The following is a 13,508-nucleotide window of genomic DNA, read 5'->3' as shown; positions in this document are numbered from 1 at the left end:
TCGAAACATTTATATTTAGAAATGAGCGCAGATATAAACAAACTTGAACAGATTGCTTCGCAGGTAAGACGCGACATTGTTCGCATGGTACATGCATGCCAATCTGGACACCCTGGCGGTTCTTTGGGCTGTACGGATTATTTCGTAGCCTTGTATTTTCATGCTATGAAACACGACCCATCATTCAATATGGACGGTGTAGGTGAAGATTTGTTCTTCTTATCCAACGGACACATCTCTCCTGTGTTTTACAGTACATTGGCACGTGCCGGCTATTTCCCTGTAAGCGAATTAGCTACTTTCCGTAAAATCAACTCCCGCCTGCAAGGTCACCCAACTACACATGAAGGTCTTCCGGGTATCCGTGTAGCTTCTGGTTCTTTGGGACAAGGGTTATCTGTTGCTATCGGTGCGGCACAGGCTAAAAAGTTGAATAAAGACAACAGCTTAGTGTACGTATTGATGGGTGATGGTGAGCTACAGGAAGGTCAAGTTTGGGAAGCTGCTATGTATGCTCCGCACAACAAGATGGATAACGTGATTGCTGCAGTAGACTACAACAATGCGCAAATCGATGGTTCTACCGATCAGGTATTATCATTAGGTGACTTACGTGCAAAATGGGAAGCTTTTGGATGGGATGTATTAGAAGTTGCTAAAGGTAACGATATGGCCTCTGTTATCAATGGTTTGGACGAAGCTAAAACCCGTACAGGAAAAGGCAAACCAGTGGTTATCCTATTGCACACCGAAATGGGTAAAGGCGTGGATTTCATGATGGGCTCACACAAATGGCATGGTGTTGCTCCTAACGATGAGCAATTAGAAAGTGCTTTAAATCAAGTGCCAAGAACTATCGGAGATTATTAATTTATTAGTATTGAGTAATGAGTATTGCGTATTGAGTAGTATATCGCAATACGCACATAGCAACTAAAATGAAAAAATACACATATACAGAATCTAAAGATACACGTTCTGGTTTCGGTGCTGGTTTATTAGAGGCCGGTAAACAAAACGAAAACGTAGTAGCTTTATGTGCGGACCTTATCGGTTCGTTAAAAATGAATGACTTTATAAAAGAGTTTCCTGAGCGTTTTTTCCAAATCGGTATCGCTGAGGCCAATATGATGGGCATTGCCGCAGGTTTGACTATCGGAGGCAAAATCCCTTTCACAGGAACTTTTGCTAACTTCTCTACTGGTCGTGTTTATGACCAAATCCGCCAATCTATTGCCTACTCTGGCAAGAATGTGAAAATCTGTGCTTCGCACGCGGGTTTAACTTTGGGAGAAGATGGCGCAACACACCAAATCTTGGAAGACATCGGCTTGATGAAAATGCTTCCGGGCATGACGGTTATCAATCCTTGTGATTTCAATCAAACCAAAGCCGCGACTTTGGCCTTGGTAGACCACGAAGGTCCGGCATATTTGCGTTTCGGTCGTCCAGTAGTGCCTAACTTTACTCCTGCAGACCAAAAATTTGAAATTGGTAAGGCTATTCTTTTGAACGAAGGAACTGACGTTACCATTATCGCGACTGGTCACTTGGTTTGGGAAGCCATCCAAGCTGGTGAGGAATTGGAAAAATTAGGCATCAGTGCTGAAATCATCAATATCCACACCATCAAACCTTTGGACGAAGAAGCTGTTTTAGCGTCCGTAACTAAAACGGGTTGCGTGGTTACCGCTGAGGAGCACAACCGTTTAGGTGGCTTGGGTGACAGTGTAGCACAATTGTTGGTGAGCAAACGTCCGACTCCTCAAGAGTTTGTAGCCGTTAACGATTCATTCGGTGAGTCAGGAACTCCTGCACAATTGATGGAGAAATACGGTTTGAATGCAGCTGCTATCGTTGCCGCGGCAAGAAAAGTAATTACCAGAAAATAATTTTTTTGAAACAAATGGAAGACGCCTTAATCATTTCCAAATTTGCTGACGAGCGCACACGCGAAGAGGCGTTTGGCTATTTGCTCAAAAAATATCAACAAAAAATATATTGGCATGTCCGCCGTATGGTCATTGACCACGACGATGCTGATGATGTTGTTCAGGATATTTTCATCAAAGTATGGCGCAATCTGGAAAAATTCAGGGAGGATTCACAGCTCTACACCTGGCTTTACCGTATTGCGACCAATGAATGTATCACCTTCCTGAACAAGAAAAAGCAAAAGCAGAACCTGTCGTTGGATGACGACAGTTCTGCTTATTTAGCCGACACCTTGGCCGAAGGATCCTATTTCAATGGCGATCAGGCGCAGATGAAATTACAGCAAGCATTGCTTACCTTACCGGAGAAACAACGCTTGGTGTTTAACATGAAATATTTCGAGGATTTAAAGTACGAAGAGATTTCTGAAATCGTTGGAACCAGTGTTGGGGCGTTAAAAGCATCCTACCATTTGGCCGTAAAGAAAATTGAGCTTTTTTTTGCGTCTAACGATTAAACCTTAGCTACGTTTTTGACTCTATACAGATACTATGAACGAGAACAACACATATCATGAAGGAACAGGAGGTTTTAACCTCCCTGAATCGTGTCGTGTGAATCCTTTCACAGTACCTAACGATTATTTCAACGACCTCTCCTCCAATATTCATGCCCGTATTCAATTGGATAAGTGGAAAGGAAGCTCTAACGGAGGGTTTTCTGTTCCGCAAGGGTATTTTGAGGATGCAGAAAGCCATCTGAAAACACAGGCTAAACTGGAGTGTTTGAAAAACAGCCCTGCTTTTGAAGTGCCTGAAGATTACTTCTCCAAATTGGAAGAGCAGATACAGGCACAGGTTAAATTAGAGCCTTTCCGTGAGGAAAATGATTTTGCGGTTCCTAACGGATATTTTGAGCAGCTTCAAGACCGCATCTCTTCCAGAATTTTTGAAGAGCAATTGAAGGATATGAGCCCAACATCGGGCTTTGATGTTCCGCCTGCATATTTTGACAAGCTGACCCGGGAAATAACGACAAAGGTTGTTGCTCCCCGTGAAACACCGGTACGCCGCTTACCAATCCAACAGTGGATACAGTATGCTGCTGCGGCTTGTGTGGCAGTCGTTTTAGGTATTGGTTCTTATAATGCTGTTGTGGATCAGCCTGACACTGCACAATCCACATTAGCGACTATCTCTGAAGATGAGATTATCAACTATCTTAGCGCTTCACACAACAGTCAGGATATGCTGTATATCATGGAGTGCATGGAGGATCACGAAGGTACGGGGGGTATCTGTACGCATGTCAAGGAAGAGGATATTGAAGATTACTTAAATTATATGTTATAATGTTACGTTTTAAACATTTATTTGTTACGATTGTTGGTCTTGCACTTTGCGTTTTGTCTGCACAAGCACAACCACGCGATTCTAAACGTTTTGCAGCAATTGAAAACGAAAAAATAGCCTATATCACAAAAGAGCTAAATCTGACAACAGCCGAAGCTCAACGATTTTTCCCGATATATAATCAATACAGCAAAGCTGTTTGGAATGTACGTTCGCAACGTCAAGACGACTCAACGCCTTCACCGAAAGGGACAAATTCGTTCAACCGATCCAGTGGGCAACGAGACGTGCTATCGTATGATGCAAAAGAACTGAACATCAAAAAAGAATACCGCGCAAAGTTTGCCGAGGTGATCGGGCAATCGAGGGCTTCTCAATTTTTTGAAGTCGAACAAAACTTCCGGGAGCTGCTATACAAAGAATTACAGAATAGGAAACGAAACGAATAGGTTCTTTCTTATCTTTGTGCATGATCAGTAACAGAGAACTTTTCTTACAAAATACCGCACAAACTTCCAACACGCCTCGTCTTTTTGAGATTGTTAAAGCGGAGGGTGTATATCTTTACGGCCCCGAAGGCCAGCAATACATCGATTTGGTTTCGGGATTCAATGTCAGCAATATCGGGCACCGCCATCCTAAGGTGATCCGTGCTATTCAAGAACAATTAGACAAGTATCTGCATGTAACCGTCTATGGTGAATTTGTACAAGCTCCGCAGGTACAGTTTGCGACGGAGCTTTTGGCGACATTGCCTCCTTCTTTTGGCTCGGTCTATCTGACCAACAGCGGAGCGGAAGCAGTAGAGGGATCAATGAAGATAGCCAAGAAATTTACAGGCCGACGCCAGATTATTGCAGCTGAAAAAGCTTACCATGGCAGTACACAAGGTGCACTCAGCTTAATGGGTAACCCTGCTTATCAGGAAGCTTACGCTCCTCTCCTACCTGAAATCAATTTCATCAAATTTAATGATATGAATTCGCTGGACTTCATCAGTTCGGAGACTGCTGCGGTCATTGTGGAGGCGATACAGGGTGAAGCCGGCGTACGTGTTCCCAGCAAGGAGTTTATGCAGGCTTTACGTCGTAAATGTGATGAAACAGGGGCGATACTGATCTTCGACGAAATCCAAACTGGTTTTGGACGTACAGGAAAGCTCTTTGCTTTTGAACATTTTGACGTGGTACCGGATATATTGATGCTGGCAAAAGGTATTGGTGGCGGCATGCCTTTGGGTGCTTTTGTAGCGCGCAAGGAAATCATGGATGTCATCAAAGACAACCCTATGCTTGGGCATATTACCACCTTTGGCGGTCATCCGGTTTCGTGTGCAGCGGCGTTGGCATCCCTCCGCCTTATCCAGGAAGAAAAACTGGTCGATACAGTGACTGAAAAAGCAGCGCTTTTCCGTAGAGAATTGGCTATTCCGCAAATTCGTGAGATTCGTGGCTTAGGGCTTATGATGTGCCTACAATTGGACAACTTCGAACAGGTATATGCCGTAAGCAGCTATTGCGCTGAAAATGGTGTTATGGTTGACTGGTACCTGCACTGTGAAACGGCTCTACGTGTGGCTCCTCCGCTTACCATCAATGAAGATGAAATTAAAGCAGCCTGCAAAATTATTCGGGCGGGTATTGAAAAGTTCTGTTGAATTTCCTAACTTGCTTGTCATAAACCTACAACGTATATGCAATCAAGAAGAAATTTTATCGCAAAAGGTCTATTTGGATTAGGTGCTGTCACACTGGCCAGTCCAGTGCTGTTGGCTTCCGAAGAGGAAGAACAGAACCTTGCCAAGAAAATACAAATACAGTCCAATGATGTCATCTTGTTTCAGGGAGATTCTATCACAGATGCAGGACGAAATAAGGAAAACCTACAACCCAACGATACCAATGCGTTTGGAAGTGGATATGCTATGATGGCGGCAGCACAACTCTTAAATACGCATGCTGCTAAAAATATCAAAGTATACAATCGAGGCATTAGTGGAAACAGGATTCCTGACCTCTTGGAACGCTGGGAGAAAGATACTTTAGCTTTACGCCCAACTATTCTGAGTATTATGATTGGGGTGAATGATTTCTGGCGGACGAAAGACAGTGGAGCGCACAATACACCCGAAGCATATAAGGAACAGTACCAACAACTGTTACGATTGACCTTGGAGAAACTACCGAATGTCAGATTGATTATTTGTGAACCATTTGGTGTAAAGGGGGTAAAACATGTTACGGACGATTGGTATCCTGATTTCCCTAAATATCAACAAGTGGCCAAGGAAGTGGCGCAAGAATTTGGTGCTGTATTCCTTCCTTACCAGCAGGTTTTTGACGAGGCTGCAAGGCGTGGTGCAGGAGACTATTGGACGACAGATGGCGTACATACCTCCATGGCCGGAGCAAACCTCATGGCGGAGTCTTGGTTGAAGTTGATTAAATAAACCACTATGGACTTTCAGCGTATAGTTTAAAAACGAATCTGAAAGTTCTAAATCTTATCGTCATTGCGAGGAGGCACGACGAAGCAATCTCCGAACTATACTTATACTGGATGAAATTGGTATAGCTTTTAGATTGCTTCGTCGTCGTACCTTCTCCTCGCAATGACGACATAGTTTTAACTTTTTTTCGTACAAGCTAAACCACGCGCACCAACAGTCCTTTTAGATACTCTCCCTCAGAAAAGGATGCTCGAACGGGATGGTCTTCGGGTTGCGAAAACTGTCGGATAAACTGAATTTCTTTCCCTGCATCCAATGCAGCCCAAGCAATTACTTGTTTGAACGTATCAATATCCATCGCGCCTGAGCAGGAAAAAGTAGCCAGAAGGCCTCCACTTTCCAACAAAAGCAACCCTCTTCTGTTTAAGTCCTTATAAGCACGGGAAGCCTTTTCTAATGTGGATCGGGATGGGGCATATTTTGGTGGATCCAATACGATCACATCAAATTTTTCTCCTTGCTCTCCCAGTTGCCGTAAATATTTATTGACATCAGATTGTACCGCGACATGTTTGCCAGCATCAAAACTATTGTGGGGAATATTGCTCTTCAGGGTTTCAATCGCCAGTGCGGAACTATCAACCGAAGTAACCTCTGCAGCTCCTTCACGGAATGCATTTAGTGTGAAGCCCCCTGAATAACAAAAACAGTCCAAGACCTTTTTGCCTTTTACATATTGTGCTGTTAGCCATCTATTCTCCCGCTGATCACAATAAAATCCTGATTTCTGTCCGTCAATAATATTTACTTTATAGTGAATCCCATTCTCGACAATATCCACAAATTCGGGAGGTGTTTCGCCCCAAAGCAGTCCGTTCACATCAGGCAAACCTTCATGCTCACGGGATTTCAAGTCACTGCGCTCATAGATGCCTTTAGGTGCTAAGAGCTGAACCAACTCATCGACAATAATCGGTTTGACATGTTCTATTCCTGCAGCGTGCACCTGCACAGAAATAAAATCGGCATACTTATCGGCGATTAATCCAGGTAAAAAATCAGCTTCTGCAAAGATCAAGCGAACAGTGTCATTCTCCTTCGTCAACAAATGTGATCTGTTTTTTACAGCTTTCTGCACACGCTTTCTCCACCACTTTTCATCAATCTCGTATGCGGGATTCCACTCCAACAACCGCACCGCCACACGAGAGGTATTATTATACATACCGTAAGCTATAAACTCATCGTCTATATTGAAAACGGACACGATATTGCCGTTTTGCACTTTACCAATCACCTTATGGATAGCCCCCGAAAACACCCAAGGATGCAGTTGCCAAGCAGCTTTGTCTTTACCTTTATTAAGGATTATCTTATTCATCCCTACAAAAATAGAAAATTGCAAAGATAAACAGCACGACTTACACAATGACAGACAAGTTAATGTCAGAAAAAGTTTATACTTAATGATAAGTAAAAGGAGGCTTGATTTCGACAATATGTTGATTTTTTTCCATCGCACAACACCTTTCCGTCCCTCGCCGGGACAGGGCATTCGTTATCAAAAAGCTTTTTGTTATAGTCCTCACCCTTAATCCCTCTCCAAAGGAGAGGGAGACTAATTAGTTCCCTTGACAGTTAGTAAACTATATCCCCCCTCTCCTTTGGAGAGGGCTGGGGAGAGGATAATAATGCAGGCACACTTATCTTGACGCCAAAGCGAAAGCTTTCGGAGGCCTGAGTGACATAAAAAACTGTCGAAATCAAGCCTCCGTTTATTTTAATCATAAAAATAAGATGCCTTTGCCTTGGCTATTGATAATGTGGCTTTTGATTATTGAGAGATATAGATTATATTTGTGTAGCAAACCTTAGGTTATGAGAAAACCTTACAAATCCCCTTCAAAATACATCAATTCTTCTGGGTCATCGGGAAGCATGATATATTTCTGAAACTTTAGACCAAGTTTCCTTATCAACTTCTGAGAGGATAAATTATCCTTTGTGGTTATCGCCGACAGCTTTTCTATACCAAATTTTTGCTTCACTACTTGACTCAGTTTATTAGCTGATTCAAAGGCATAGCCTTTCCCTTCGTATTCTTCAAAAAAGGAGAAACCAATATCAACAACGTCCAATCCCTCCCGTTCAAAAACACCTACAGCACCTATCTTCTCTCCATTCTCCTTTAGACTTACGACGTAATTTCCAAAACCTCGTTTTTCCAATTGAGGAAGAAATCGATTTTCAATGTAATTTCTTGCGTCTTCTTCTGTACGAATATTTCTATCTCCGATGTATTTAATGAACTTCGGCATATTATAAAGTTTCAGAAAAAAGCCAACATCATCCACGGATGCTGGCTTTAATATCAACCTTTCGGTTTTATAGCTCTCCATTATTTTTTTACTTATCGATGTGCAATTTACATCAATTATTCACTAACAAATAGCTTTTAAAGACCTCATAATCCACGGGAATCTCCGTCGCCAGTTTGGGTTTTCCAGCCAAATCCTCTGCACCTTTTGGCAATTCAATCTTAGCAAATACATCTTCCGAGATAGCATCCGGAAACTTGCAAGGATGAGCAGTGGACAAGAACACCGAAGCATATTCGCCAGGCTCATCCTGACAATATTGATTGGATGCCAGATAAGCAATAGCAGTGTGCGGACAAGCGATATACTTGTATCTCTCGTAAAGTTCAGCCATTGCTTTGACCGTTTCTTCGTCATTATAGGTATAAGAGGATATTATCGCGCGCAGCTCTTCTAAATTATTGTGAAACATATCCTGTATACGTACCCAATTGCTCGGATTTCCGACATCCATGGCATTTGCCAGTGTCTGTACGGAAGGCTTAGGTGTATAAGCACCCGATTGTAGGAAACGAGGCACGGTATCATTCACATTCGTTCCAGCTACAAAATGTTTCACGGGTAGTCCCATTTTGTATGCCAGCAAACCTGCTCCGATATTTCCAAAGTTGCCACTCGGCACTGTAAAGACAACTTCAGACATCCCTTGTGATTTTAACTGTGCATACGCCCAGAAATAGTAAAAGGTCTGTGGAATCAAACGTGCGATATTGATAGAGTTTGCCGAAGTCAAACGGAGCGCTTCATTCAAATCCTTATCATTGAAAGCGGTTTTTACCAACGCCTGACAGTCATCGAAAGTCCCCTCAACTTCCAATGCACGAATATTCTGTCCATTGGTTGTCAATTGCTCTTCCTGCACTTTGGATACTTTTCCTTTCGGATAAAGGATAGTTACACGGGTGCCTTCTACGCCCAAGAAGCCAAGAGCAACGGCTCCGCCTGTATCTCCCGACGTAGCGACCAAAACATCTAATAACTTATCACCTTGGGTGGAGAAATACCCCATCACACGGCTCATAAATCTTGCCCCAAAATCCTTAAAGGCATAAGATGGTCCATGGAAAAGTTCCAATACTGCTGTGTCAGCACTGAGGAACTTGACCGGTGCATCAAAATTGATGGCATCTGCAATAATTGCTTTCAAATCGACTTCCGGAATATCGTCGCCAATCAAAGCATTTGCCACCGTAAAAGCAATCTCCTGCAAAGAATATTGCTGGATATTGCGAATAAATGCTGGATCCAATTGTGGAATTATCTCCGGCATATATAAGCCCTTATCTGTGGGTAAGGAATTGAAAACTGCCTCTTGAAAAGAGACACGTAAATCTTTATTGTTCGTACTATATAGTTTCATTGTTTTTTATTGTGATTATCTACGATGAGCTCGCAAGCTCGGTTACACGGATTATTCTTTTTTGTTTGATGTTTAAAGTTTAGGGCTTAGCGTTACATTCATTAATTTTAAACCTTAAACAAAAGAAACTTTAAACTAACTTCGTTAAAGAACTTTTGGCCCTCCAACGTTGACAGCTGAAACATATTTAAAACTATCTATTTCGCAATCGGTTAAGTGTTGCTGAATACGTGCTGCGGCTTGCTCGGCAATTTCTTGTCCTCTTGCAATGGCAACTACTGAAGGTCCTGAGCCGGAAATCCCAAAGCTGAGTGCTCCTGCATCCAAAGCAATCTGCTTCATCGCATAAAACTCTGGAATCAGAATCGCACGCGTTGGCTCGATCAGCACATCTTGCATGCTGCGGCTTATCAAATCATAGTCTTTGCGGTACAATCCTGCCACCAGCCCAGCTATATTTCCCCACTGGGTGACAGCCTCTTTCAATAATACTTTCTCTTTGATAAGTTGTCGGGCATCCCGGGTCGGTACATCTACTTTCGGAAAGACAACTCCTGCATACAATTCCTCTGGCACGGGTAAAGCAATCACATCCAATGGTTCATATCCACGAACTAACGTAATACCGCCCATTAAAGCCGGCGCGACATTATCCGCATGACCATGTCCGCATGCCAATCGTTCGCCTTCCACACAGAAAGGAAGCAGTTCTTCTTTGCTTAAAGGATTTCCTAATAGGGTATTGATCGCAAACAAACCCGCTACTGTACTCGCCGAACTGGAGCCTAAACCACTGCCAATAGGCATGTGTTTAATCAGTTCAATCTCCACACCCAACTCTTTTTCGATACCCAAATGCTTTAATAGCATCTTTACACAGGCACTGACGGTGTTTTTATCGGCATCCAAAGGAAGGCGACCGTCATCCCCCTGAATTGACCGAATCCGAACACCCGGTTCAGCCACCCGGTACATATTGACTTCATCCCCTGGATAATCTACCGCAAAACCTAAAATATCGAATCCACATATCATATTGGCAACCGTTGCCGGTGCAAATACGCGAATCTGGTCAAGGATCTTATCAAAATCTATTTTCTTCTCATTCATATTCTTGTGATCACACAGATTTGGAAGATTATAAATCATCTCCCTATCTGTATACTTTTTTCTCTTTGTTTTATGTTTTTTCTCTTGATTCTTTACTCTTGGCTCTCTTCTCAATACTCAGATACCCACGCTATACTCTTACGCTCCTACATTTACCAGATCAGCGAATACACCTGCTGCTGTAACTTCTGCTCCTGCTCCCGGGCCTTTAACGACTAACGGGCGTTCTTTGTACCGTTCTGTCGTAAAAGAGATAATATTATCACTACCGGACAAGGTGAAAAACGGGTGGGATTCATCGACCATTTCAAGGGCGATAGATACTTTACCATCCTCCAATTTACCGATGTAACGTATTGCTTTGTTTTCCTGTTTAGCTTTCTCCTTCAGTGCGTTGAAATATTGATCCGCTTTTAATAGCTCTGTATAGAAATCATCTACCGAAGTAGCTTTCAGGCAAGCTTCGGGAAGAATAGCCCCCAAGGCAACATCTGCAGGTTCAATAACATATCCTGCGTCTCGTCCCAAGATGAGCATCTTCCGCATAAAATCTATACCGCCCAAATCATCACGAGGATCCGGCTCTGTATAGCCCAATTCTTGTGCCTTCTTCACCACATCATAAAAGGACGCCTCTCCCGTAAAGTTATTAAATATATAGGATATGGTTCCTGAAAGTATAGCTTCTATTTTAAGGATACGGTCACCACTGAGCATCAAGTCCTTAAGCACTCGAACGATAGGTAGCCCTGCCCCCACATTGGTTTCATAGAAGAAATCTACACCATGCTTACGGGCGGTATCGTGCAGATTTTTATATTGTGCATATTCTCCAGAGTTCGCAATTTTATTACAGGTGACCACAGAGATATTCGATTTAAAGATGTCTTCGTAATAAGTGGATGGCAACCGACTTGCTGTGTTGTCTACAAAAACACAATTCGGTAGATTCATGGACTTCATACGATCGATAAAGGCTGCCAAATCGGCTACTTCACCTTGGTTATCCAATTCCTCTTGCCATACGGCCAGATCTACACCATCCGCATTAAAGAGCATTTTCCGGGAGTTTGAAATCCCCACGACCTTGATGTCAATATCATTGTTCTCCAACAGGAAGCTATGCTGCTCATGAATCTGTTTGAACAAAGTCGCACCAATATTCCCCGTTCCTACATTGAACACATACAAGGTCTTATTCAGCTGTGCGAAGAAGGCATCGTGAACGGCATTCAATGCTTTTGCCAAATGTTCTTTGCCGATGATAACCGAGATATTCAGTTCGGAGGAACCTTGCGCTATAGCCCTTACATTGATGCCATTTCTTCCCAAAGCATAGAACAGGCGTCCAGACATGCCCGGCGTACGTTTCATGTTCTCTCCAACAATAGCCAGAACAGATAAATTCTCTTCCACCACCGGCAGTTGCAGTTTATTGGCTTCCAGTTCCAATTCAAATTCAATAGCAATCAGCTTCACTGCTTTCTTGGCATCATCCGGGTGTACGGCAAACGTGATACTATGCTCCGAAGAGGACTGTGTAATCAATACGACATTAATCTGCTCCCTCGCCAACAGCGTGAATAGCCTTCCACTAAATCCAGACTTACCAATCATTCCACTACCGGACAGGTTAATCACCGAAATATCGGAAATAGATGAAATCCCCTTAATCGGATAGGCGGATTTGCCACTTTCAAATTGTATAACCGTGCCGGGGAAAGCAGGTTCAAAGGTGTTGCGGATAACAATCGGAATTTTTTTGAGGAACGCAGGAACCATTGTTGGTGGGTAAATCACTTTTGCCCCAAAATATGACAGCTCCATCGCTTCCGTATAAGATAGAATCGGTTGTGAAAAAGCTTTTTTTACGATGCGTGGATCTGCTGTCAGCATCCCGTTGACATCTGTCCAGATTTCGATAGCAGAAGCTCCCAATACTGAACCAAAAATAGCTGCCGTATAGTCCGAACCTCCTCTTCCCAGGGTGGTTACCCTTCCCTTCTCATTAGAACCGATAAACCCTGTCACAAACAAAAGTTTATCGGCATGGGTATGCGCCAGAGCCTGTATCAGTTGCGTACTTAGTTCCTCATTCACATGTGCATTACCGAAGTTGGAGTCGGTTTTGACATAGTGCGATGCATCGATAAATTCTGTTTGGGGAATATATTGCTCCATGATTTTGGAAACCATATAATTGGACAGGCGCTCACCAAAGGAAACGATCAGGTCTTTACTTTGCAGGCTCAGCTCTTTCAAGGAACTAACCCCTTGCAGGATTTCTTCCAGCTCATTAAGCATGAGCTTTAGACGCGTAAAAACAGGATTTTGATATTTTATGGCAATCAATTTCTTGACCACTTCAAAATGCCTTTCCTCCAATAACTTTAGGTCATCTTCAAAAGGTTTACGTTCTGCTGCACCTTCTGCCATCGACGTCAACAGGTTGGTCACTCCTGACATCGCCGACAGCACGACCAACGGCTTTTCGCCTTGATCGTAGGCTTCTTTTACGATGTCCAGAACAGCTTTGATGCTGTCCACTGTGCCGACCGATGTTCCACCGAACTTTAATACTTTCATTTTTTAATTTATTATAATGTTAAAATAGTGATTTCTAAAAACTGTATTTACAAATTATCGAAAAACAAAAAAGAGCCATCCAATGGAGGAAGGCTCTCTATATTTTGTGTACACTTTCTTATACAATAGATTACTTCCTCCGATAGTTTTGCCCGGTGGTAATAATAATCGATGTAATAATTCCGTGTAAAATCATTGTATTTTTGTAAATCGGTTTAAAGATAAAACATTTCATTTTAAAATATCAAATATTTTTTCACATTCATTGACATTTTTATAAAAACATATTTCTAATTGTAGCCTCTCCTCTACATACGGTTTTTCTTCCTTTATTGGCA

General features: G+C 42.6%; 12 protein-coding genes. 7 read left to right on the top strand and 5 right to left on the bottom strand.

Annotated elements, in window-relative coordinates; genetic code table 11:
* The first annotated feature begins 21 nt into the window (after nt 1-21).
* From BM375_RS09510 to BM375_RS09480, 7 genes are all read left to right on the top strand, one after another.
* The gene (locus tag BM375_RS09510; RefSeq protein ID WP_093365575.1) at nt 22-870 is read left to right on the top strand and encodes a transketolase; all 849 of its coding nucleotides are present in this window, start codon (nt 22-24) and stop codon (nt 868-870) included.
* Nucleotides 871-938: 68 nt separating this feature from the next.
* On the top strand, nt 939-1,892 hold the full coding sequence (locus tag BM375_RS09505) for a transketolase family protein (RefSeq protein WP_093365573.1): 954 nt from the start codon (nt 939-941) through the stop codon (nt 1,890-1,892).
* A 14-nt stretch (nt 1,893-1,906) separates the two neighbouring features.
* On the top strand, nt 1,907-2,452 hold the full coding sequence (locus BM375_RS09500) for an RNA polymerase sigma factor (RefSeq protein WP_093365572.1): 546 nt from the start codon (nt 1,907-1,909) through the stop codon (nt 2,450-2,452).
* Between the two features lie 34 nt (nt 2,453-2,486).
* Entirely contained in the window at nt 2,487-3,287 is an 801-nt protein-coding gene (locus BM375_RS09495; RefSeq protein WP_093365570.1) for a hypothetical protein, read from the top strand.
* Nucleotides 3,287-3,736 (top strand): hypothetical protein, encoded by a 450-nt coding sequence (locus BM375_RS09490; protein ID WP_093365569.1) that lies wholly within the window; start codon nt 3,287-3,289, stop codon nt 3,734-3,736. The genes BM375_RS09495 and BM375_RS09490 overlap by 1 nt, the downstream gene beginning before the upstream one ends.
* Nucleotides 3,737-3,756: 20 nt before the next feature.
* Nucleotides 3,757-4,944, top strand: a complete 1,188-nt coding sequence (locus BM375_RS09485) for an aspartate aminotransferase family protein (protein WP_093365567.1) — start codon at nt 3,757-3,759, stop codon at nt 4,942-4,944.
* A gap of 36 nt (nt 4,945-4,980) precedes the next feature.
* Nucleotides 4,981-5,736, top strand: coding sequence for an SGNH/GDSL hydrolase family protein (locus tag BM375_RS09480; protein WP_093365566.1), 756 nt, complete (start codon nt 4,981-4,983; stop codon nt 5,734-5,736).
* Nucleotides 5,737-5,932: 196 nt separating this feature from the next.
* Here BM375_RS09480 and BM375_RS09475 read toward each other — a convergent pair whose 3' ends face one another.
* The 5 genes from BM375_RS09475 to thrA all read right to left on the bottom strand — a co-directional run bounded on the left by BM375_RS09475 (nt 5,933) and on the right by thrA (nt 13,170).
* Nucleotides 5,933-7,117, bottom strand: a complete 1,185-nt coding sequence (locus BM375_RS09475) for a class I SAM-dependent rRNA methyltransferase (RefSeq protein ID WP_093365564.1) — start codon at nt 7,115-7,117, stop codon at nt 5,933-5,935.
* Nucleotides 7,118-7,625: 508 nt separating this feature from the next.
* Nucleotides 7,626-8,135: a GNAT family N-acetyltransferase gene (locus tag BM375_RS09470; RefSeq protein WP_093365562.1), complete on the bottom strand. Its 510-nt coding sequence runs from the start codon at nt 8,133-8,135 to the stop codon at nt 7,626-7,628.
* Between the two features lie 31 nt (nt 8,136-8,166).
* Complete coding sequence (gene thrC, locus BM375_RS09465) at nt 8,167-9,474, bottom strand: threonine synthase (protein WP_093365561.1); 1,308 nt, start codon at nt 9,472-9,474, stop codon at nt 8,167-8,169.
* Between the two features lie 144 nt (nt 9,475-9,618).
* Complete coding sequence (locus tag BM375_RS09460; protein ID WP_093365559.1) at nt 9,619-10,584, bottom strand: homoserine kinase; 966 nt, start codon at nt 10,582-10,584, stop codon at nt 9,619-9,621.
* A 138-nt stretch (nt 10,585-10,722) separates the two neighbouring features.
* Nucleotides 10,723-13,170: a bifunctional aspartate kinase/homoserine dehydrogenase I gene (thrA, locus tag BM375_RS09455; protein WP_093365558.1), complete on the bottom strand. Its 2,448-nt coding sequence runs from the start codon at nt 13,168-13,170 to the stop codon at nt 10,723-10,725.
* Nucleotides 13,171-13,508: the final 338 nt, after the last annotated feature.

Source organism: Sphingobacterium wenxiniae, assembly GCF_900116225.1.
GTDB lineage: Bacteria > Bacteroidota > Bacteroidia > Sphingobacteriales > Sphingobacteriaceae > Sphingobacterium > Sphingobacterium wenxiniae.
This window is presented reverse-complemented; position numbering and strand designations above follow the sequence as displayed.

What these genes read in the sequence shown, in the direction of transcription:
- BM375_RS09475 (WP_093365564.1), bottom strand. Translation starts at nt 7,117, where the DNA reads ATGAATAAGATAATCCTTAATAAAGGTAAAGACAAAGCTGCTTGGCAA.
- BM375_RS09495 (WP_093365570.1), top strand. Translation starts at nt 2,487, where the DNA reads ATGAACGAGAACAACACATATCATGAAGGAACAGGAGGTTTTAACCTC.
- BM375_RS09485 (WP_093365567.1), top strand. Translation starts at nt 3,757, where the DNA reads ATGATCAGTAACAGAGAACTTTTCTTACAAAATACCGCACAAACTTCC.
- thrA (WP_093365558.1), bottom strand. Translation starts at nt 13,170, where the DNA reads ATGAAAGTATTAAAGTTCGGTGGAACATCGGTCGGCACAGTGGACAGC.
- BM375_RS09460 (WP_093365559.1), bottom strand. Translation starts at nt 10,584, where the DNA reads ATGAATGAGAAGAAAATAGATTTTGATAAGATCCTTGACCAGATTCGC.
- BM375_RS09490 (WP_093365569.1), top strand. Translation starts at nt 3,287, where the DNA reads ATGTTACGTTTTAAACATTTATTTGTTACGATTGTTGGTCTTGCACTT.
- BM375_RS09480 (WP_093365566.1), top strand. Translation starts at nt 4,981, where the DNA reads ATGCAATCAAGAAGAAATTTTATCGCAAAAGGTCTATTTGGATTAGGT.
- thrC (WP_093365561.1), bottom strand. Translation starts at nt 9,474, where the DNA reads ATGAAACTATATAGTACGAACAATAAAGATTTACGTGTCTCTTTTCAA.
- BM375_RS09510 (WP_093365575.1), top strand. Translation starts at nt 22, where the DNA reads ATGAGCGCAGATATAAACAAACTTGAACAGATTGCTTCGCAGGTAAGA.
- BM375_RS09505 (WP_093365573.1), top strand. Translation starts at nt 939, where the DNA reads ATGAAAAAATACACATATACAGAATCTAAAGATACACGTTCTGGTTTC.
- BM375_RS09470 (WP_093365562.1), bottom strand. Translation starts at nt 8,135, where the DNA reads ATGGAGAGCTATAAAACCGAAAGGTTGATATTAAAGCCAGCATCCGTG.
- BM375_RS09500 (WP_093365572.1), top strand. Translation starts at nt 1,907, where the DNA reads ATGGAAGACGCCTTAATCATTTCCAAATTTGCTGACGAGCGCACACGC.